Below are 21,616 nucleotides of genomic sequence, written 5' to 3' on the forward strand. Positions count from 1 at the left end.
CGTAATTATTTAATAAACAGGTTGCCAGTTGCTTTTTTATGGTCTAAATCCGCTTTCAGATAATCGATCAAAGCTGACACGTGACCTTGTTGAGTTTCTCGTAATGCGTTATCAGCTAGTAGAACTTCGGTCAAGGATGCTACTCCCTGCTTTTGCTGAAGAATCGTTTGATCGTAAATGGATTGAGCAAGCTGCACTTGTGCAAGGGTTGTTTCAACAGATCGCTGCGCAATTGATTTTTGCTGGTGAGCCGTTTCAATGTACAGGGCGGTTTGATCTGATGTCAAGTCTGCCTGAAGTTCTTTATTCTTAATCTCCAGTTTCTTCTGAGAGATTTTTTGTCTGGTAACGGTTCCATTGAATAGAGGATAGGACAATTGAAGCCCTGCGAAACTTACAGGATAAAACTTTAGAAATTCGTTAGGCGCCTTATCGTATCCAAATCCCGTAACACCATAACTACCATATAAGGAAATTGATGGAAGTCGTGAGTTTTTGAATGTGCTCAGTTCACTCTGTAAAAGAGCATTCTGCTTTTCAATGATACGCATATCCAAAGTAGCCGCTTGCTCATAAACTGGCGCAGTTGTATTGATAATTGACTTTTCCACCTCAAGGTTTTGAGACAAAGGAATGCCCACCAAAATCTTCAGGGCATTTAGAACCTGACCATACTTGCTTAAAATCTGCTCCCGCTGGTTAGTCAGTTGCTCCACCTGTAATTGTACTTTGGATACATCTGTGCCCTTAGCAAGTAGTTGATCTTTCAGGGCTTGGGTATTCTGCAAGAGCTTTTTGGCATTCGTTAAATTGTCCTCTAAGAATGCCACTTGGTAGCGCAGAATTTGAGCGTTGTAATAAAGGTTTGTTATTTCATAGGTAAGTTGTTCTTCGTTTTTCTGGTTTTGCAAAGCAATAAGTTCGGAGCCAATTTTTGATGACTGAATTGAACCGTACACTTGTGGATTATACAAGGGAATAGCTAGTTGTAGGTTAGCCGCTATGTTATGAGGAACACCAAACTGAATTTCCTTGAATACTCCTTCAGGTCCACCAAAAGCCACCTGTGGCATGAATTGATAGGGTAAGTCTGCGTAATACTTGTAGTCGGCATTAATTGAAACTTTGGGTATTAGATTAGCCCTGGATTCCTGCTCTTTTTCTTGACCGATCAATACATTGTTTCGAGAAACCAGCAAGTTCTTATTGTATTGTTGTGCCGTGTCGAGACATTGTTTGAGCGTCCACACTTGTGCCTTGAGAGGCTGACTAACCAGAATGCCCACAAGAAGGAATAGACTGAAAGTTGTTTGTTTAAAAAAGTGAATATTCACTAACATACCATTTCAAATTTTTTTATTTAATGAGTAACAAAAGACTATTGGTCTCCGCACTTAACCAGTGCCTAACTGCTGGCTCTATATTGATAAAATCACCGGAAAGGAGCTTTTCTTTAACTCCCAGTTCATTTTCAAAAAAGACTTCACCTGTTACGCATACTAAAAATGCAGGTACTTTGGTCGTGTGTTCCTTTAACTGTGCAGATGCCATTAACTGAATGGTGGTTACGCTTTCATTGGGGGTAAACATCTTTTTTGTTTGCAGAGGTTTCGACTCTGTGAATACATCTTTCAGATTCATTCGAAGTAATCTCTATAGGTTTCGAGATATATTTTTATGTCTTCTACTGTTTGCACATCCCCAGAATTGCTTAGTGCTTCTATTTTCTTTTTGAGAGGCAATAAATAGTTATGAAGCTGATCATGGGATTCACCCTTCATGGTGCACTTCTGAAAAATACCTGTTAGCTCTGACGTCAGATTTTCTTTCATCAGGTTCAAGTCTGGAGAAGGATTGGCTAAATAACCATCAGTCAATACGATCATGGATTGTATGCCCTGTGTTGTCTCCGCATTGGCCAGCCATTTTTTGCCGCCATCTAATTTTACTACAGCTTGATCATCATGAGTATGGGTTTCAGTGGTTTTTTCTTTGCAGCCCAGACCAAAGAAAACAAGGGTTGTGATTAAGAATGCTGTTACACGTTTCATAGGTGAAATCTATTTTTGTTTAATTAAAGAGTAATCCTTTTCAGCGGAAGTAAATCGCCACGACAATCCAGCAAACACAGCGGTAATTGCAATCCGAAAAAGCATTGCCTTAAGAGTTTGTTGCTCGTATATTCCTCCACTTGAAATATGCCAAATCAGGCCAACGAAACTTATTGTCAAAATACTTGTGGCGAATACAAGTAATCTTGTAGTCCACGTTCTTCCAAAGAACAAGCCGTATGCTGCAATCAAATAGATAAACCCGCTGATAAAATTAGCAATCACAATAAACAAAACATAATTACCCTCCTTTTCACGGATGCCGAACAAATCAAAAATTACTGAACCACTCATGAACACTGTAATCAGTGCAAAAAGTGTAAGTAGGATAGCGGAAATTTTAAGTGTCGTTTTCATAAAATAGATTTATGAGGTTGAATCAGCTTGAGTAGGTTTGCCATTAACTTATTTCCCTTCAGCTTCAGATCAAAAGTAAAACCTGATAAACGCCACTGTAACATGTGCAATCTGAAACTGCCCATAATAATATGTACCAATTCATCGGCTGATAGAGCATCCGTGAATTGCTTTTGTTTCTGACCCTGCTGGATGATCTGAAGTAAGTGCTTCCTTTTGGTACCCATAATCTGCAAGATGGCTTCATTGATAGCCTTACTCTCTTCCAGCATGCCATCCGAAAATATCGCCACCAGAAAGTGTGGATTCTTTTTAAAGAATTCGAATTGATTGTTGAATGCTGCTTTCAACTTTTCTTCCGGACTTTCAATGTCTTTTGTAGAATTTATAAGTCGGCTATCCATATCCGTAGACAAGTATCGCAGCATCGTCAGAATTATTTCTTCTTTGCCTTTGAAGTGCCTGTATAGTGCCGATTCCGCAAACCCCATTTTAGCTGCGAGATTCTTTGTAGTTAATCCTACAATACCTGACTCGGTCAAAATCTCACCTGCTGCCTCAATAATTTCCAGTTGTCTTTCTTTGATTTCCATGTTAGTTTTTATTTAAGAAAGCAGAATACATCCATACCAATTTTTCCTGGACACGGATATAATCGCTCATCTGTGCATTGGTCCCCTCATCATCAGCTTCTTCTGAAAGTATGAGAAGCTCACGCTGAAGTGTAATTATTATTTTGAATGACTCAAGAATATTGGTCACAGACTTAATGCCATCACTTACTTCTTTACTCTCAGCAATTTTTGAAACACGGGTATAATCAGAGTAGTTGTGACTTGGCGAATGGCCCAAAGTCAATATCCGTTCAGCCACTTCATCTATCTTCAGCAGTAAATCGTTGTATAATTCCTCGAACTTAAGATGAAGCTCAAAAAACTTTTCACCTTTAATATTCCAGTGTGAACCGCGTGTATTCTGATAGAAAACGGAATAGTTTGCTAATAGCTCATTCAATTTTTCAGCCAATTGTTTGGCATTGTTATTTTCAAGACCGATTGCATTTGTCGTTTTCATGATTCCTTTATTTTAAGCGTTACTACTATTTATTTTCATTTTAAAGAAAGAAATGCCCAGCCACGCCACAGAAGCAGTCATGGCAATTGCACCAATTAAAACGAACACGGGAGGGGCACCAAAATATACTTCAGCCAGAATTCCGATGGGCATCAGTAATCCGGTTAAAGCCAGCCAAGAGATATATTTAGTGCTAGTCAACTTTGATTGAAAATGGAGGAGTAGGTAGCCGATAAGTATATTAAGAAAAGCAAAAAGATTGCCGTGTACGTGTGCCAACCGACTTTCAAAATGTCTACCAACGGAATAGGAATTAACCCATTCTTCTTTCCCTGGGGCAAAGTCCCTTAGGTAGATAAGGAGAAATCCATATGCCATAAATGCACCCATTGTCAGAAAGCCAATTGCGATGTTGTTTGGCCATTCATAACGTTAGATTAAAGTGAGTGATTGTTCACTCACAATAATACGCTATTTTGACTTGAAAAGTTTCTTGTGGATAATAAACTTTTATCGAGCACCTGAAAATCAGGAGATTGAGCCATTCCACCAACTTTTAAAAGTGTTTCAGGCCTTGCATGGCGATTTGGGTGCCAAGGTATGGTCTTGACTAGATGATTGAAAGTACCAGTTAATTCATGAAGACAACTCGTTTTCCTAGCTGAAAGGAGATAGGTCAATATGTAATGGATCACAATTTCTACAGGTGGCGCACGATACTCATGGCAAACAGTGAAAAAAAAAGTAAAATGAAATCGCAGCGTTGTGCACGGGTCATGTGGTTTCGAAGTTTGGCAAGTTGGTTAAGCTGATCAAAACTAGGTGGCGTGCTATTTTTTGCCAGGCTTTGGCCTATCGCTGAAATCTTTCGTACGGTTGGTCCGATAACCAGAAAACCGATAGAACAGGCCATCAGGCCAAAGATGCCCCCAATGAGTAATACTATACCATGCATGGAAGAAATCCACACCCTGTTAAATCCCCCGGAAATCTGGAATAACAATAAAATTCCATTGACTACTGCCAGGAATGACAAAGCCTGCATAACTACAGGAAGTTTATTTGTTTTAAAGATTTGTTTCATGAATTTACCACCCTCACTGCCTAAAGGGTCTATAGCGGGTAACAAACAGGACTAAGAAAAAGGCCGAGCCAACCCATAGTACACTTGATAGGAAATGCACGGATCGCAGAATGGAAAGATAATAATACATATGGAAATGTTTTGTAGAGGTTTTGTCAATGTAGCGGTTCATGTAAATTCTTGTAAAAGGGTTTCAGTTGAAAACTAAAAATTACACGCTACATTAAAAAAGGACTAAAATATCCTGTAATAATCTAATTTTGCGGTGATCGAAAGGGTGTTTTAATAATCTAACGGGCAGGATGGCCGACAGAAATAATTCTAAATCAATGCCGATGTATTCCCAAAATGAAGAAAGAGCCAACTGGATAACCCATGGCTTGGCTGTGTTGTTAAGCCTGATGGGCAGTGGCTTTATGTGTTTCGCGCTGATGAAATACAATCATTCTGTTGGGGTGTGGTTATGCGTGGGGGTGTACCTGATTTCATTACTTGCTTTATACACAGCGTCAACCTTGTATCATTTTGTCAAGGAGGAAAAATGGAAGCACATTTTTCGGGTGGCGGATCACAGTGCTATCTATTCCAAAATTGCGGGCACGTATACTCCCTTTCTTGTTCTGGCAATTCCGAATCAACTGGGGTATGAATTGCTGATGGCTTTATGGCTTCTTGCCGGGGTTGGAGTATTATTCAAAATATTTTTTGTACGGAAACTGAACTTTCTCTCCACCCTGATTTACCTGGGCATGGGTTGGATGGCTTTAGGGGTTATTGTTCCCCTTTTTAAAGCGCTGCAACCAATAATTTTTTGGTTAATCATAGCGGGTGGAATTTTTTTTACCGTAGGTGTGATTTTTTACCTATTACGCAACATGCGCTATAGCCACGCCATATGGCATGGGTTTGTTATGGTTGGAAGTGCCTGTCATTTTAGCGGCATATACCTGTTTCTGAGTACCAGTTAGTTCGCGGGGATATTTCAAATCAATTTCGTCAGATAAAGATAAAGCCTGCCCGAATGAGCAGGCTTTATCTTTATTTTAGGTGTTGAAGCCTAGCTATTGCAGCCGAATCATTACGATTTACCCAATAATTCCTGTTCCAGTTTAAGTGCCTTAGGAAACAGGATGTTATTTTCCAGGTGTATATGTTGGTGGAGATCCTGCAGAAATTCCTGGAATTTAGCAAATAAGACCCGGTAAGACATACATGCTTCCTGCGGAGGAGTAAAGTGATTGCTGAGTGTTTCAATGGATTCCATGGAACTCCCTGCTGACGTATGTTCGGCTTCCATCATATTAATTGGATTGGCTATGGTACCAAAGGGAGGGGACTGGATTGATGTATTATTTCGGCTGGCTTCAACCAGTTTCTTAATGTACGGGAAAAGAATCATCTCTTCCTTGCGCATGTGTTGAGTGAGCTCATCGATGACATCTGCCGCATGCTTTTCGATCTCAAGCAATTCCGGATGATAATCACCGTGCACGCGGGATACCTTATGGCATAATTCATCTATGAATGGGATGGCTTCCTTAACATAGCTATGATGATTGTTAATGATGTAATCGGCCAGAAAGTCCAATTCCCAAGCATTGAAATTTTGGGCATTGATAATTCCTTTGCTTTCTATCTCTCTCAGCTCAGTTTCTACCTGTGTGGGATCAACGCCTTTTCGTGCGCACGCTTCTTCGACAGATTGCTTTCCTCCACAACAAAAATCAATACCATACTTTTTAAAAACTTCAGCTTTACGCCAATCTTGTGATACTAATTCACCTACGGTAAGTTGTGCAGATGTTGGAAATGCTGTGTTCATTGATAATGGGGTTTAATTTGTCAACGGTTATTAATTATGGCGCAGTTTAATACTTATAGGCATGCCGGTAATATGAGCCAGATCATATCAAAATATTTACCATGTTTAAAAGACTAAAATATCTTCTATATCGCTAAGTTTGCGCTCATTTTCAGGCGTTAATTGATCGTTGCAATGGCCATTAAAAGAACCGTGGGTGAATCAGTGGTATGGAAAACTGAGGTGGTGTGTCCAAATGATACCAATCCTATGGGAATTTTGCAAGGTGGCCGGCTGGTGCAATGGATGGATATTGCCGCGGCTGTTTGTGCGCAAACGCATGCCGGAAAAATATGCGTAACTGCCTCAATTGATAAAGTGCAGTTTCGAGCCCCCGCCCGGGTCGGAGATATCGTACGCATCGAAGCCAGGGTTACGTGTACGTTTACTACATCGATGGAAATTTATGTAAGCGCCTGGAAGCAAATTATCGGGCAAGATGAAAAACAACAGCTTGGCGAATCGTTTTTCACGTTTGTAGCGCTCGATGAACACGGCAAACCTGTAGGTGTACCCGAATTACAGCTAACCAATGAAGTGGAGCAGCAACATTATGACAAGGCCAAAACCAGACGAGCACAACAGCAGTGATATTGTAATTATCGGTGGCGGTATTGGTGGCCTGGCCGTAGCCATTCACCTGGCGGAATTACTTCCTCAAAAAAGCATCATTTTAATCTCTAAAGATAAACCGGGTGAATCCAATTCACGCTATGCACAGGGAGGTGTGGCCGCGGTGATGAACCATATTACCGACTCGTTTGAAAAACATATTACCGATACCCTTAACACGGGTGACGGCCTGTGTGATCCACAGGTAGTTGACCTGGTTGTTCGGGATGCACCCCTGCGCTTGAAGGAAGTAATCACATGGGGTACTTCCTTTGATTATGATGACAGGGGTAACATAGAACTTGGTTTGGAAGGTGGGCACACCGCTTCGCGAATTGTTCATGCAAAAGATCAAACGGGTTTTGTGTTGGTAAATGCCTTGTTACGAAAATTACAAGCCTATCCACAGGTGCAAACACGCTGGGAAACATTAGCCGTGGATATGCTTACTTCCGGGAAAGATCAAAATCAGGTTTGTTGCGTTGCGGTATTGTCAAAGGAAGGCCTTGAACTCCAGTCGATACAGGCATCTGTTATAATCCTGGCTACGGGTGGCGCGGGCCAGGTATATCCGGTTACTACCAATCCTGCAATTGCTACCGGGGATGGAATTGCCATGGCGTACCGGATAGGTGCCACCATTGCTGATATGGAGTTTATTCAGTTTCATCCTACAGCATTAAAGATATCAACACCGGGTACACCTTTTTTGATTTCGGAGGCGGTGCGGGGAGCAGGTGCATACCTTGTTACAGCCGCTGGAAACCGGTTCATGTTCGCATATGATAAGCGCGGTGAGCTTGCTCCACGCGATGTAGTGGCGCGGGCTATCTATACCGAAATGAAGACGCAAAACATTTATCTGGATTGTCGCCACATTTCAGCGCAAAAGCTGACGGAAAATTTTCCTGCCATTTATAAGACCTGCTTACGTTATGGTTTTGATCTGGGAAGGGATCTGGTACCGGTAACGCCTGCTGCCCATTATATATGCGGTGGGATCGTTACCAATAAGGATGGGCAAACCACCATCCCAAATCTGTATGCCATAGGCGAGTGTGCCCGAACCGGTTTGCATGGCGCTAACCGGCTGGCCTCGAACTCGATATTAGAAGCCTTGGTCTTTGCGTATCGATGTGCCATTCATGTGGCCTCACACGCTTCTTTTTCAACTTGTTCCTTTCATACTCATCAACCGGTACGATCGACTGATGTTACGGATACCGACAGACTCAACTCGATTCACATGCGTATACAACAATGCGTTCATCAGTCCGCTGGAATTGTGCGAACGAACCAGGGTATTCAGAGTGGATTAGAGACAATCGTGAAGTTGGAAAGTGAACTGGAAGAAGCTGAACAGAAGGTCCAACCCAATTGGGTGTATTATGAAGTTCGAAACCTGCTGATTGTTGCCCGGCTAATATTGAAACAAGCCTTACAACGCACCGAAAATCGAGGTACCCATTTCAATACTGATCTTGTTACCCATACGAAAATGCATACCATTATTTTATGAATCCGGCTCATCGGTATATTCAATATTGGCTTTGGACAGGTCTTGTACTGATTGCCCTGATGGTGATTATTGGGGGGATAACCCGGTTAACCGGTTCGGGTTTATCCATGGTGGAATGGAAACCCGTCACCGGTGTGGTGCCCCCACTTGACGAGGGAGACTGGATGGTTGAGTTTGAGAAGTATAAAATGTTTCCTGAATACCAGAAATTAAATTACAACATGACTGTTCAGGAATTCAAGCGCATTTATTTCTGGGAGTATCTTCATCGGTTACTGGGCCGGGTTATGGGCATCATCTTTATTGTGCCCTTAATAATTTTTATCGTTCGTAAATGGATTGGCCGTAAGTTGCTGGTCTCTTTAGTTGTGATTTTTGTCCTTGGCATGTTGCAGGGGGTGATGGGCTGGTATATGGTAAAAAGCGGGCTCTCATCTGTGCCACACGTCAGTCACTTTCGCCTGGCAGCGCATCAGGCACTTGCCTTGTTGTTGATCGCTGCATTACTGTGGACGTCCCTTTCCTTAACCAAAGAGCGAATAAAGCCTGTTGTTGACTTTATTTTCGTTAGCTCGGCAATATCTCTGATTTTGTTGATTGGTCAGATGTTGCTAGGCGCTTTAGTGGCGGGATTAAAGGCTGGATATTCGTATACGAACTTTCCGCTGATGGGCGATACGTTTTTTCCTTCGGCTACCGTTGTAAATGCTGCGCCACTTCTCTACAATGGCGTGGTATTGCAGTTCATTCATCGGTGGCTCGGCTTTGCCCTGTTTGGCAGTATACTGCTTTCCTGGTTTCAAGGAGGACGAGGCACATGGAGCTGTAGAATCCTTTCGCGCATTCTTTTATTGACCGCATTACAAATTATACTGGGCATTCTCACGCTTTGGGTTCACGTTCCGGTTTGGTTGGGGGTGGTACACCAGTTCATCGCGATACTGTTGTTCGCATCAATTATAATTTTTTTACATAAGCAGCTTTACACATGAATGAAAAGGTAACCGTTCTGGCTCCTGTTGGATCTTATGAATCATTAGCAGCCGCCATTCAGGCTGGTGCCGATGCTATCTATTTTGGTTTGAATCAATTAAATATGCGCGCTCGTTCCGCAAAATACTTTGAGGTTAATGATCTTGATGAAATTGTTAGCCGTTGTAAAAAGGCAAATGTGAAGTGTTACCTGGCGCTGAATACAATTTTGTATAACCATGATCTTAACTTAATGCGCGCCTTGATGAACCATGCGAAATTTTCTGGCGTAGATGGAGTAATCGTTACCGATCATGCTGCCATGCAGTATGGTCGCTCCGTTGGTATGCCTTTGCATATTTCTACACAAGCGAACATAAGCAATATAGAGGCTGTATCATTTTACGCCCCCTATGCCGATGTGATGGTCCTTGCCCGGGAACTGAGTCTAAAGCAGGTAGCAGAAATAGCACAGGAAATCAGAAAACGCCAGTTAACAGGTCCATCGGGTCAACTGGTTAAGCTTGAGGTATTTGTACATGGAGCATTGTGCATGGCGATATCTGGAAAGTGTTACCTAAGCCTTCACACCCAATTCGCCTCAGCCAATAGGGGTGCGTGCTATCAGAATTGCCGGAAGGCGTATATACTTACCGATAAAGAAGATGGTCACCAATTTGAGGTAGATAATGAGTACATCATGAGTGCGAAGGATTTGTGCACCATTGATATGCTGGATCAGGTTGTTCAAACGGGTGTTGCAGTACTCAAGATTGAAGGGCGTGCCCGTTCGGCTGATTATGTATATACAACTACTAAATGTTATAAGGAAGCGGTACAAGCCATTGAGCAGGGAACCTTCAATAGAAAGCTGGTAAAGCATTGGGAGAGTGAGTTATCAAAGGTTTACAATCGGGGCTTTTGGGAAGGTTACTACATGGGTAGAAAACTGGGTGAGTGGTCCAATCAACCTGGCTCCATAGCCACGGAGAAGAAAGTGCTGGTAGGAAAGGGGCAACGGTATTATCCTAGGCTTAAGGTTGGTGAATTCGCAATGGAAAGTGGCAGATTAAAGGAAGGTGATGAGATTATGATCATCAGTCAGAAAACAGGTATAACCCGATTAACGTTACAGGGACTACAGGTAAATGGATGTATTGCATACGAAGCAACAGGGGGAGACCATATTACTTTTCCGTTGGAGATACCTGTATCAGAAGGAGATGTCTTGTATAAAGTTTTATTGGCATGATTACGCTTGTGCACTATCGAAAGAAATGCATTGGTTGCGGCATTTGTTATGAGCTACAACCTACACTGTGGCGCATGTCTAAAAAGGATGGAAAAGCGAATTTAATCGGATCGGTTTTAAAAAAAGATGTGTGCACCCTCCGCTGCGTTGACTTAATAGCATTGTCCGAAAGGGTAGCGCGGTCATGTCCTGCACGGGCAATCAAGGTTGTAGTCGCTGGAAATTGATTTTTACATAGCGACACGGCTTACCGGGCGAATTAAGTGAGATACTTTTTCGTTTAAGTAGCATTCAGGTAGTTTCCTGATAATTGTCATGTTCAGGAAAGTTCACTCCAGTTATTTTAGCCTTATGCGTTCTTCTATACACAACAAGTGGGTGATTGCTACGGGTGTCTTTATGCTATTGGGCTTATGGGTATTCGAGTATTATACCCATATTTTAGGTAATGTGGTTTACGTAGCTGTAGCTGCAGTAGTCATGTGGTTTTTGACGCGTAAAAGCGCTATTCTTTTTATAGCCTCATGGGCAACCTTGCTGCTGGTTATTGGATATGTGTATGCCGTAATTATTCCCGATCAAGCCGGCCAGTCTACGTTTTTAATGAACAGGGTTTCTGCCATGGTTGCCATTTGGTTTTCCGCTTATTTTATAGTCAATTACCAGAAGTTGCAAGGAGAGAAAGAGCGTCAGCGGGAAGAATTGGAGCAACAAAGACTTGAAGAGGAAAGATTGCGAAGTAGTCAGGAAATGCACAAAGCGATTGCACAGAACTTTCCGGGTGGTTGGATTGGTTTGTTAAATGAAAATTTTATTTTCCAACTGGTCGGAGGCAGAGGGCTTTTGCGTATCGGATTAACCGCTACTGAATTGGTTGGAAAATCTTTTCAGGATTTGGTTCCAATAGCTAATGTTAATTACCATTTGCGGGAACTTTGTGATGGTTCGCGAAAATCATTAGAGGTAAGTATAGGCAAGCGGACCTTTGAAGTTAATGCATGCAATTTTAAAGTAAATAAAAATAAGTCGTGGATATTATTTGTAGCGCATGATGTCACTGTACTTAAAGAAACCGAAGTTGAATTAATCAACACGCTTAAAAAGGAGCGGGAACTTCATGAGATGAAGTCCAGGTTTATCACCATGGCTTCTCATGAATTTCGAACACCTTTATCTACGATTATGACCTCTGCCAGTTTATTGGCAAATTATTCAGGGAGTGGAAATGATCAAGCAATCGAAGCTCATAAAAGTCGTATTAAAAATGCGGTAAAGCTGCTCACCGAAATTTTGGATGATTTTCTTCATTTCGAAAGATTGGAACAAGGGAATGTTAATCCTTATTATGAAAAAATTTATTTACCCGACTTTCTTAGTGAGTTAACAGAACGTGTTGAGGCGATGAAGCTGGTAAGTCAAAAATTAGTTATTCCAAAAAGTCAGGTGACTCAATTTTATTGCGATCGGAGTTTTTTAAAGATTATGCTTAGTAATCTGCTTTCAAATGCATTTAAGTACTCTGGTGCAGAGGGAACAGTTGTACTGGATTGTAAAGCTGAAAGGGGACGTTTGATATTTTCTGTTCGGGATCAGGGAATGGGTATTCCGCAAGAAGACCAAGCCTTTATTTTTGACCGTTTTTTTCGGGGTAAAAACGCTTCCAATATCCAGGGTACTGGATTGGGATTAAGTATTGCTTTAATGTATGCTAAGATGTTAAAGGGTACGATCGATTTTAGAAGTGACCCTATCATTGAGACTACATTCACTTTATCCTTACCCCTGAATTCCTGATTTGATTGAGGGTGGACCTAAATGCTTACACCATTCACTAAATGATACAATTATAAAAATGGGGATTACATTAGAGCAAACAACAGAAAATCTCCTAAAGTATGAAATTCTCTTGTGTCCATTTTTTGACGTTTAAGTTGGTTTGGTTGTTGTTTGCAAAATCCGATGTAATTGACCACCCCTAGTTGATGTCATTTGAGAGTGCCTGTAATTGCTTTTTAACCTCATTAAAGGGAAATTAAGAATTGTAAATCACGGTTTTCTTCTCCCGCATGAATCAATAAATCGCCCTTCGGTAGGATAGCTTCCTTTGGTTTTGAGTGTGTATCGCTAATACAGACGATTTTCTTGGAGATAAAAATTCCTCAAAAGTGAGTCTATGGATTTTTTCTTTCATTATTAATTATGGTAAAGTTCAAATATGTAGTACTATGAAAAATTTTGGGCGATCTGCTTTTGCCAATCATCTTAGGAGGAAGAAACTCGGTGAATGCAACCAAGTAAGTGGATGATGGTAAATCATAATCAAGAATATACACCATATTCAATACGGCCTAACACCTCCTTGACCATCTCAATCCCAATCAAATTTTTCATCAAATACAATGGAGTTCTACCTTGAAAAACTACTAGGGGAACCCTTAACCACTCCTTGAAATTTTCCTTATTACCATCAAAGGCATCAAGGCCAAAATTCCATAGCTCGTACAGCTTAATCAGTCTCTCTGAGGCTCTGGTATTCAATTGATCTGTTTGTTTCTTATTTTTAAGGTGTCTGATGCTGACCCCAAGTATCATTGCTATTTCGGTATGAGAGAGTCCAGTCTCTTTTTGGAGAGAAGCATACACTTTTGCTTGCAGCCCCTCTTCAACAGCATGAGCTTTGAGTTAATATTACCGTTGAGTAAACCATCTGTGCTTATCGATGAGGAACTCGCTCTTCTAATTTATGATCGAACTAATGGAACAATTGGTGAGATTAGTATGCTTATAAAAAAATCAGCAATTGAAGCTATTAAAATGGGAGTGGAAAAAATCACAAAGGATATTGTAAAGGGAATAGATTTTGAAACTTCAAAGGCAGCTTAATTTTCTGTAAAAATGCCAAAGACTATTTCTCATTCATCGAAACTTGAAGACCTTACAACGTCTTACGAAAGTCTTATGGCGATATCAACTCTGATGCTTAAAGCTCATAAAGCCATAAATTCGTATATTATTTTACATTTGCCTAATGCAAATAAAGGCGATGGTAATCTTGCCAGCATTTTTGCGGCAATTAATTATTTACTAACTAAGTCAAACAATCTTTTAATCATTTTACCCAAGAGATATTCATCTTATCGAGGTCCCTATTTTGCGGATATCTTCCGCGTTACTACTAGTAGATTTTTATTATTGAGTTTTTGGGATGGAGGCTCAAAAGTTTATTCTTTTGAACCCTACAAATATCTTGAATTTGCAACGTATTTAGAGATTAAAGCATTTAATGATTATTCGCACATACGTAGATCAGTGGTTGATAAATTGAAATTCTTCTTATTCCATTTGTTTGAAAACGCCAGTCATCATGGTTACAGTTCTGATCCTATTTTCATTTGTAGTAGTTGTAGAAATAGCATATTAAAATTTACGATTACCAATTGTGGCCAAGGATTTTTTAAGAATATAAGTCAATTTAACAGTAAAATCATAAACGAAGAGGAGGCAATTATTTTGGCATTGGAGGGAAATTTTAGTAGTGGAACGCATGCTAGCGGGTGTCTTAATTCTTTAATGATCTTTTGTATTGAAAATGGAGGCTCGTTAATCATTGTCTCCGGATCAGCTTTGGTCATGGCGGAAAATGTGAATCGGTTTAGTGTGCATTCGTTGCCTGGTCCTTTTAGAGGCTCAATTATTTCACTTTCAATCAAAGTTTGACATGGAGGAGCAAGCAGTTAACTTCAAAAAGGTTGTTGATTTGATTTCAGAAGTATTCAAAGCAAATCCGGAATTATTTGTCAAAGCCAAACTTGAACTATTCACAAATGAAATTGACCAAAGTATACTCATAACTCATTCTTTTAAAATCCATCCAGATACACTTGAACTTATTCGAAATATAGTTCATACAAAAAAACTTAATAGCCATTCTGAATATACACAGGCAATGGTGCTTAATGATGCTGTTTTTCTCTTGGCTTCTACTATGGAAGTTGTTGAAAGGCCTCAAGAAGTCAAGGATAAAGAGCATAAAAGATCTTTAATCATAAAGAAGGGAAGGAAGGCAGCAAAAAAAGGGCAAGTTGAAATTGATGATCCCTTGTTGAATTTGAATTGGTAGTTCTTAATTCTGGCAATTTGAAGCTGTTGAATTCAAATAGGGAGAATCCATCATAATGGAGCCCTGATCCCCAATTATCTCTATCACCTCTCAATTTTCTTAATCCTTACCCGGTTCGGTTCCCCTAATTACCCCCCGATTGGCCTAATTATCGTCCAATTTGCCCTAACCAAGCCCCCAAAGCAGTATAGTCTGTTAATTTAAAGTGATGGTCTGATTTACTGGTGTCGAGTCTAATTATATAGGAGAAATGACAAAAAAACAAGAAAAGTACGCTAACCGCTACGCTGTGCATGCTTCAGAGAGGTAGAGTACCTGAAAGCGCAACTGAACAAAATAAACCTTGGGCCGGTCTATCATGCCTCAGGTTTTGATCATCCGGAAGTTCCCGTAATAATAGGCCCAGACAAAAAGATCGAATTATATTCATGGGGTTTAATACATCGGTGGGTAAAATCACCTGCTGAAGCGGTAAAGATTAGTAACAGAACGATTAATGCACGGTCTGAGAACCCATCAATACCAAAGCCGATCAGGAATTGTTAAAGGAACTGGCTCAGCCCTATAATGAAACAGAACTGGATGCCTTTACGGTAAGGAGATTAAGAGGCAAGGAGGCGATTGGAAATAAACCGGAAGCACAACAACCCTTTACCTACGTTGAGCAGGGTAGTTTGTTTTAGTAAAAAGGTTACACTAACTGCAACATTCTGATACATTTCAGAGGTTAAGTACCTGAAATCATAGATAATCCTTTGAGAATCCATTGACCTGAAACCAAGCATTTGAATTGTATCTTTTACCCTTCATCAGCTTTTTCAGTTGAAACAATAAATAGGCTATTTGAATCTCCAATGCCATGAGAGACTAACTTATATTTATTCTTCAGTAAATAAGTTGGGAGAACAAATTCAAAAAACAGATTCCTTTGCTTGATTGTCATTGTATCAAATTCCTTGATTATACGACCTATTATTTCTTCTTCTGAATAGTAGTCATTATTTGTTTGGGCAAAAAAGTCGATCTGCTTTTTACAGGCACTTGCAATTTTAACTGCATTGTGAAACGAGGGGTCTGCTCCATTTTTAATGCGATGTAAATTTTGCCTAGTGATACCAGTATCTATTGCTAACTGCGAAATTGAGATATCTCCCTCCAGAATTTTGTTCAATTGTATGCTAAAAATACTCATATAGATAGTTTGCCTACAGCTTTAAAATCCAATTCTATAATAATGTATGTCAATTATAATTGACTAAATATAGTAAATAGTAAAGTATAATTGACATTTGTAAACTATATTTTACTATTTTCTTGCTTTTATCACATAAAATTTGGTGCTTCATACTTCAACTATATCTAAATAAAAAGTCGTGAAACAGAACATTCTAGTAGTTGAATTACCAAAACAAAACACTTCGGTGCGTCATTTGAGTCATTTGATCGGTCAAATTTTTGGTAATTATAAACTATTAGAATATGAATCCTTTAAATTCCGAAAGCCCTTGCAAAAGCTTGCAAGGGTTGATTCATGATATCCATGAATCATCTTTATCCCAAGAAGTAACGTTCACTGAACAAAGAAGGAAGCTCAAGATAAGATTAGAAGACTTCCTTTTAAAAAGTATGCTATGGAAGTCGCATGGCGTTCAGATGAAATTCTCCTTTTTTGATAATGAAGCAAACTACATCGATCAAATGCTTCAATCAAAAGCCAATTCTTTTGGTTATTTCATAATTAATCTACAAAAGACAAATAACCCTGAGCTTATCAATCAAGCTTTAACTGAAATTGATGAGGAGAGATGCCTTTACAGGAAATTAATCATTTCACGTGAGGGCCTTAACAAAATCCTGCTGCATATAACGCAGAACGCATAGTCAAAACACATAAATTCCCAAATCATGAATACTTCATTAATTGGCTCTTGGAGAGCACAGAAATTTTACAAAATTAAATCACCGGTAAGTGGTTCGGTTAGATTGTACATATCTGTTGGTCTTTTAATCAGTCGGTTTGGTTGGAATACCAAATCACTGCGCAATGGGCTATCCAGGAATGGTAATGGTCGTAGCAACTATTATAATTCATTCAGGGATGGTGATGCAATTATGGTTGACTATGATTCACTACCAAAGAACGGCAAAACTAAAATTAAGCTGCCCAACTCTGCAACCGAGGCTTATGAATTATTACTAGCCGATAGCAAACTACAGGAGGACATTAACAAAGAATTCGAATTCCAAAATTTAAAAATGACGTTCGAAGACTTATACAATAATCAATGGCCGCGCTATCTGAAGTTTTATACTGAAAAAATTCAGGAACAGGCAGAGAGGATTCTTTACGCCAAAACACATTCTTTAATAGTAGGAATTTTAGCTTGTATTAAATCAAAGTGGCCATTAAAGATGGTATTTGCAGCCTATAGGCAAGTAATGACCAATGAAATTGATTCTGATAGAGAGCCTATTTTCTATACGTTCAACTATGTGTATTTTTTAAGGAAGCTTTCTACTTGCCGGAGAAAGGGGATTCCAGAAGCTCTCATACACGAGATGCGAGGGATTCCTCGCGAATTCCAAGTTAAGATGACAGGTCAAATTAAAGCATTTATACGTAAGCTATTAAGAAGCCCACAGCGGTTACTTATACGTAAAATTGTCAAAAGGGTAGAATCGACTTTCGGGGTGTCTTTGTCTCATTCCACAATTAAAACGATTAAAAAGAATTCGCTTGATCGCAATGTTTTAGAATATGATGCTAATGGGAAGGAGTGGGGTCGTCAGAATGGTCTTCCCAAAATCATTCGCTTCTTAGCTGAGAATGCAGGAGAACAATTTCAAGGTGACTGGTATAAGACACAAATATACTGCCTTAAAAATGGTATTGTTATACGTCTATGGGCTTACATAGTTTTGGACGTTTTTTCAAAGAAAATGGTGGGTTGGGCATTGGCAGAGCGAAGACTTGCAGCTCAAGCCAAACAGGCATTTAAAATGGCATTTGCGGACCATTGCATTTTACCTGAGGAAATAATTGTGGATAATGATTCCGTTTACAAAAGAGGAATCTTTAAACGCTTCTGGAGAAGGCTTAATAATTTGGGTGTAGTTACAACCAAGTCGCAACCAAACATACCCACTTGGAAAGCAGAAATTGAATCATCATTTGCGGTATTTCAAAAATTACATTCCGACAAACCTTGGTACATAGGAGAGGATATACAGAGTAAGAATAAAGCAGGTAATCCCGCTAATGAGATTAGGAAAAAATTGTATAAAGAAAAGAAGGCTATGCTTTCTGAAAGAGAGATACACATAGAATTCGCCAAGATGGTACAGGAATATAATGAAATGACTAACGACAGAAGGAAAAAGATTGCTCCAAAAGACACCTTTCGCCTAAACCCGTCAAAGCGCTCCATTAACTTACAGGTATGGATGATTCCTTTGCTATTCTGGATGGCTAAAACCAAGAAAAGAATTAAAAATGACGGAAGAATCGATTTGCAAATTAATAACGTAGAGTACTGTTACCAGGTAACAAAAGCCGAAATGCTTTGGAAACATAAGAATACAGATGTGCGAATGTGTTATGACCCAAACGACCTTTCAAAGATACATATTTTCGAAAGGGGTACATTAAATTATATCGGTGAGATAGAGCCTAGAATGGTTATGACGAGAAACAACAAAAAAGAGGTCTTTAAAAAGCAAAGACGAATACTTCGCGAAGCGCAGCAGTATCTTGCGGATGCCCGGAAACTTGATGAAGACTTGGCAGCAGGTGTTCAACCTGATCGCAAACCAATTAGTCGAGAAAGCCTTGCTGACAAACAATTGAAGCGTAGAATGCGATTAGAAAAATTCGAAAAACTGGTCGATGAAGTTGAGATTCATCCATAAAACGACTTAATCCTAAATTTAATAAAGGTATGAAAAATCTATATGAAAAGTTTTCGTCTATCGATTTGCTTAATTTTCTATTTACTAAAATAGGCTTTATGTTTTCCTCACAGCAATATATTACTGCCATTTTAGACGAGGCGAAGCGTAGATCAAGAATGGTTGCCATTCTAGGTAGGGAAGGTATGGGTAAATCTTCGGCAATTGCCCATTATATACAGGATCATCCTGAAGTTTATTACTTAAGGATTGGTACTACCTATACCATCTCGAGTTTATTTAATGAGATGATAAGCCAACTCTCCGGGGCTTACCCCGGTGTCACAGATACTCTATTTGTGAAGATGAAACTGGTCAGTTACTTACTGACCAAGGATAATACTAAGAAGCTAATTGTTATTGATGATGCGGGGAGATTAAGTCCAAGAGCATTATCAACATGGTTCGAGCTACGTGACAATACCATTCAGACAACCGGATTCGTATTTATTGGACTTGATTACTTTCAAAAAAATTTGTTAAAGGCCAGAAAGAATGGAGTACCAGGAATAGCAGAATTTTATCGTAGAGTCGAGAACTGGTACACTGTGCCTTCTTTGAAAAAGCATGAAATAGCTGCTTATGGAGCTCACCATAAACTAACAGAGGATCAAATACTTTTATTACATAGCTCATCCATAGACACGATTGCAGAACTGGAAAATATGACACAAGCTCTTTTAGAAGAAGTTGAACTGGCGAAGCTTGAGCAAAGGTCACCTAAAAAGGTAGGAGTTCCTGGACAATCACTAATTAATTCAGGGGCACAAACTACTCAAAAATATAGTAGGGTAGATGAAGATGAGGATGAAGAGGATAAACTTGAGGAAGAAATTGCAAGAAAGAAAAGGGAATCAGCCAAGAGAGCTCGGGAAGCTAAGAAATCTAAGGTAAGAAAATCGTCTACCAGTGATGTTGAACCTGTTTAATTCGAAATAAGCAATATAGTTTTTATTGAATAAACAATATGAACATCGATGAGTCCTTTATTGAAATCGAGTGGAGTACAGCTTTTCAATTCATCTTAGAAAAAAATAGAGATGACTTAAATTCCGTTTTGATCGTCAGATCCGACCAGCCAGAAAAAGTGATTAAATTCAGGCAATACTTATCATCCTTACCCAATTGCCACTTCATCAAGCTTGGAATCAGTTGTGAAATGGATAAAATCTATCAAATCCTATTTGAGAATTTGGGGTGTTCTTCAATTAAGCCATTTACTAAAGTGCTAGGGCAAAATATTTCTGTAATTGTAAAAAAAGTTATAGAAACTCGATCAGAAATATTGATTGTTATAGATAATTGTCAACATCTGGAATTCAAAAAAGTATTTGGTTTGATCGGATTGGTCCTTGAATTAAGATGCTTTGCTCAATTTATTTTCATTTTACCCGATGACTACTCCGCTAAATGGGAAAGGGAGTGTGCAAAATTTAAAGGTAAACTCTTTGCAAAGATCATTATGAATCATTATAAATTCATATAGTATGATTAATTTATCCCCTGTTGAAATACTTAAACATCAATATATTATACCAAGTAGCCTAAGTATGCTCAAGTTTGCTAAAGCGGCCGGAATAGACGATACTGCCGTTAGAAATGTTGTCTCTTGTAAACGCATGATGAGCTCTAGGTTCATTTCTAAATTAGCTAGGTTCACAGGGACCAATCCAATGTATTGGCACGAATTACAAGTCGCCTATCAATTCTCCAAATATCTGGCTCAAAACACAAGAAGACCTATAATTTCTAAAATTAAAGCAAAACCGAAACGCATTTTTTATCCGAACAATCAATTGAATCTTCATGCACATGAGGTACTGCACAAGAATTATACACTTGAAGAGAGAAGTCAATCCATAATAGACCAGCGGATTTTAAATAGAATATTAAGTGGAACTAAAAGAATAAATTTTAAGACAGCCTTTAAATTATCATCCGTATTCAAAGAATCCAACCCGATACACTGGCTTAAAATTCAACTTGCACTTGACATTGATCAATACATTGAAAAAAGAGCAAAAATACCTGAACAACTAAAGTTCGACTTGCTAGATTACAAGAATAATTTACAAAACCAACCTTCTACTAATCAGGAATCACTTCTTCATCCGGGGATTACTTTAAACAGTTCCATCATAATTCCTTCTAAAATCCGACTAATTGAATGGAGTCATATATTCTCTATTGGAAAGAAAAGACTTAGGAATATCCTGCATGGGAAGGATGATTTAAGTCTAGACCTTAGCATAAAGCTGAGTCAGCTTTTTGATACAGCTCCTACACATTGGCTAAATTTGCAACTATTGTATTATACCAATCTTAAGGTGCCTTATGTAACTAATGAACGTATAGACTTAAGCAAGAGAAGGGTAGGTGTTAGGGAAAATGTGATGAAGCCTGGAGATGTACTTTATGAGAATTATCTTTTTCCTATGCGTTGGAAGGTGCATGAATTTGCTTCTCATATTGGTGTCAAGGTTACAAGACTTGATCACTTGAAGCAAGGTTCGGTCAACATTGATTTTGATCTGGCATTGAGAATTAGTGAAGCTTTAGGGATGGATCCAATGTTCTGGTTGAAGCTCCAACTAGTCTATTCAATTAAACACAACAAAAGTTTGCCTTTAAGGTAAATGTTATCATTTTTTTAATCTTAAGTGCCGCGTAATCCCTTTTCATATTAGCCTTTTAGTAATAGTCCAA

The 21,616-nt window shown here is 39.3% G+C and carries 25 protein-coding genes; 15 read left to right on the forward strand and 10 right to left on the reverse strand.

What is annotated here, in order from left to right:
• Nucleotides 1-5: 5 nt before the first annotated feature.
• The 8 genes from QY309_07885 to QY309_07920 all read right to left on the reverse strand — a co-directional run bounded on the left by QY309_07885 (nt 6) and on the right by QY309_07920 (nt 4,626).
• Nucleotides 6-1,340 (reverse strand): TolC family protein, encoded by a 1,335-nt coding sequence (locus QY309_07885; protein ID WKZ61399.1) that lies wholly within the window; start codon nt 1,338-1,340, stop codon nt 6-8.
• A 16-nt stretch (nt 1,341-1,356) separates the two neighbouring features.
• The gene (locus QY309_07890; protein ID WKZ61400.1) at nt 1,357-1,641 is read right to left on the reverse strand and encodes a hypothetical protein; all 285 of its coding nucleotides are present in this window, start codon (nt 1,639-1,641) and stop codon (nt 1,357-1,359) included.
• A complete protein-coding gene (locus tag QY309_07895) occupies nt 1,638-2,051 on the reverse strand; it encodes a hypothetical protein (protein ID WKZ61401.1) in 414 nt (137 codons plus the stop codon). The genes QY309_07890 and QY309_07895 overlap by 4 nt, the downstream gene beginning before the upstream one ends.
• Nucleotides 2,052-2,060: 9 nt before the next feature.
• Nucleotides 2,061-2,468 carry a hypothetical protein gene (locus QY309_07900; protein WKZ61402.1) on the reverse strand — a complete coding sequence of 136 codons (408 nt, stop codon included), beginning with the start codon at nt 2,466-2,468 and terminating at the stop codon, nt 2,061-2,063.
• Nucleotides 2,465-3,061, reverse strand: coding sequence for a TetR/AcrR family transcriptional regulator (locus QY309_07905; protein ID WKZ61403.1), 597 nt, complete (start codon nt 3,059-3,061; stop codon nt 2,465-2,467). The genes QY309_07900 and QY309_07905 overlap by 4 nt, the downstream gene beginning before the upstream one ends.
• A gap of 1 nt (nt 3,062) precedes the next feature.
• On the reverse strand, nt 3,063-3,542 hold the full coding sequence (locus tag QY309_07910; GenBank protein WKZ61404.1) for a Dps family protein: 480 nt from the start codon (nt 3,540-3,542) through the stop codon (nt 3,063-3,065).
• 12 nt (nt 3,543-3,554) lie between these two features.
• Complete coding sequence (locus QY309_07915) at nt 3,555-3,695, reverse strand: hypothetical protein (protein WKZ61405.1); 141 nt, start codon at nt 3,693-3,695, stop codon at nt 3,555-3,557.
• 547 nt (nt 3,696-4,242) lie between these two features.
• Nucleotides 4,243-4,626: a hypothetical protein gene (locus QY309_07920; GenBank protein ID WKZ61406.1), complete on the reverse strand. Its 384-nt coding sequence runs from the start codon at nt 4,624-4,626 to the stop codon at nt 4,243-4,245.
• 335 nt (nt 4,627-4,961) lie between these two features.
• Here QY309_07920 and QY309_07925 point away from each other — a divergent pair, with 335 nt between their 5' ends.
• On the forward strand, nt 4,962-5,594 hold the full coding sequence (locus QY309_07925; GenBank protein ID WKZ61407.1) for a hemolysin III family protein: 633 nt from the start codon (nt 4,962-4,964) through the stop codon (nt 5,592-5,594).
• A gap of 110 nt (nt 5,595-5,704) precedes the next feature.
• Here the strand turns inward: QY309_07925 and ric are convergent, their stop codons facing one another.
• Nucleotides 5,705-6,448: an iron-sulfur cluster repair di-iron protein gene (ric, locus tag QY309_07930; protein ID WKZ61408.1), complete on the reverse strand. Its 744-nt coding sequence runs from the start codon at nt 6,446-6,448 to the stop codon at nt 5,705-5,707.
• A gap of 174 nt (nt 6,449-6,622) precedes the next feature.
• On the opposite strand from ric, the gene QY309_07935 reads away from it, so the two are divergent.
• From QY309_07935 to QY309_07975, 9 genes are all read left to right on the forward strand, one after another.
• Nucleotides 6,623-7,078, forward strand: coding sequence for an acyl-CoA thioesterase (locus tag QY309_07935; GenBank protein WKZ61409.1), 456 nt, complete (start codon nt 6,623-6,625; stop codon nt 7,076-7,078).
• On the forward strand, nt 7,041-8,618 hold the full coding sequence (gene nadB / locus QY309_07940) for an L-aspartate oxidase (GenBank protein WKZ61410.1): 1,578 nt from the start codon (nt 7,041-7,043) through the stop codon (nt 8,616-8,618). Before QY309_07935 ends, nadB begins: the two co-directional genes overlap by 38 nt.
• Nucleotides 8,615-9,610, forward strand: coding sequence for a COX15/CtaA family protein (locus QY309_07945; protein ID WKZ61411.1), 996 nt, complete (start codon nt 8,615-8,617; stop codon nt 9,608-9,610). The genes nadB and QY309_07945 overlap by 4 nt, the downstream gene beginning before the upstream one ends.
• Nucleotides 9,607-10,842: a peptidase U32 family protein gene (locus QY309_07950; protein WKZ61412.1), complete on the forward strand. Its 1,236-nt coding sequence runs from the start codon at nt 9,607-9,609 to the stop codon at nt 10,840-10,842. Before QY309_07945 ends, QY309_07950 begins: the two co-directional genes overlap by 4 nt.
• 351 nt (nt 10,843-11,193) lie before the next feature.
• A complete protein-coding gene (locus tag QY309_07955; protein ID WKZ61413.1) occupies nt 11,194-12,636 on the forward strand; it encodes a PAS domain-containing sensor histidine kinase in 1,443 nt (480 codons plus the stop codon).
• An 876-nt stretch (nt 12,637-13,512) separates the two neighbouring features.
• Nucleotides 13,513-13,725 carry a hypothetical protein gene (locus tag QY309_07960; protein ID WKZ61414.1) on the forward strand — a complete coding sequence of 71 codons (213 nt, stop codon included), beginning with the start codon at nt 13,513-13,515 and terminating at the stop codon, nt 13,723-13,725.
• Between the two features lie 12 nt (nt 13,726-13,737).
• The gene (locus QY309_07965) at nt 13,738-14,559 is read left to right on the forward strand and encodes a hypothetical protein (GenBank protein WKZ61415.1); all 822 of its coding nucleotides are present in this window, start codon (nt 13,738-13,740) and stop codon (nt 14,557-14,559) included.
• A 1-nt stretch (nt 14,560) separates the two neighbouring features.
• Nucleotides 14,561-14,962 carry a hypothetical protein gene (locus tag QY309_07970; GenBank protein WKZ61416.1) on the forward strand — a complete coding sequence of 134 codons (402 nt, stop codon included), beginning with the start codon at nt 14,561-14,563 and terminating at the stop codon, nt 14,960-14,962.
• 539 nt (nt 14,963-15,501) lie between these two features.
• The gene (locus QY309_07975) at nt 15,502-15,645 is read left to right on the forward strand and encodes a hypothetical protein (protein ID WKZ61417.1); all 144 of its coding nucleotides are present in this window, start codon (nt 15,502-15,504) and stop codon (nt 15,643-15,645) included.
• A 116-nt stretch (nt 15,646-15,761) separates the two neighbouring features.
• On the opposite strand, the gene QY309_07980 is transcribed toward QY309_07975, so the two are convergent.
• Nucleotides 15,762-16,154 (reverse strand): helix-turn-helix transcriptional regulator, encoded by a 393-nt coding sequence (locus QY309_07980; protein ID WKZ61418.1) that lies wholly within the window; start codon nt 16,152-16,154, stop codon nt 15,762-15,764.
• A gap of 287 nt (nt 16,155-16,441) precedes the next feature.
• Here QY309_07980 and QY309_07985 point away from each other — a divergent pair, with 287 nt between their 5' ends.
• Genes QY309_07985 through QY309_08005 form a run of 5 tightly spaced genes read left to right on the forward strand, consistent with a single transcriptional unit; the run spans nt 16,442 to nt 21,546 of the window.
• Nucleotides 16,442-16,843, forward strand: a complete 402-nt coding sequence (locus QY309_07985; GenBank protein ID WKZ61419.1) for a hypothetical protein — start codon at nt 16,442-16,444, stop codon at nt 16,841-16,843.
• Between the two features lie 24 nt (nt 16,844-16,867).
• Entirely contained in the window at nt 16,868-18,871 is a 2,004-nt protein-coding gene (locus tag QY309_07990; protein ID WKZ61420.1) for a Mu transposase C-terminal domain-containing protein, read from the forward strand.
• Between the two features lie 29 nt (nt 18,872-18,900).
• Nucleotides 18,901-19,839, forward strand: coding sequence for an ATP-binding protein (locus tag QY309_07995; GenBank protein WKZ61421.1), 939 nt, complete (start codon nt 18,901-18,903; stop codon nt 19,837-19,839).
• Between the two features lie 38 nt (nt 19,840-19,877).
• Complete coding sequence (locus QY309_08000; protein ID WKZ61422.1) at nt 19,878-20,396, forward strand: hypothetical protein; 519 nt, start codon at nt 19,878-19,880, stop codon at nt 20,394-20,396.
• Nucleotide 20,397: 1 nt separating this feature from the next.
• A complete protein-coding gene (locus tag QY309_08005; GenBank protein ID WKZ61423.1) occupies nt 20,398-21,546 on the forward strand; it encodes a HigA family addiction module antitoxin in 1,149 nt (382 codons plus the stop codon).
• Nucleotides 21,547-21,616: the final 70 nt, after the last annotated feature.

This window comes from Cyclobacteriaceae bacterium (assembly GCA_030584025.1).
In the GTDB taxonomy this organism is placed as follows: Bacteria; Bacteroidota; Bacteroidia; order Cytophagales; family Cyclobacteriaceae; genus UBA2336.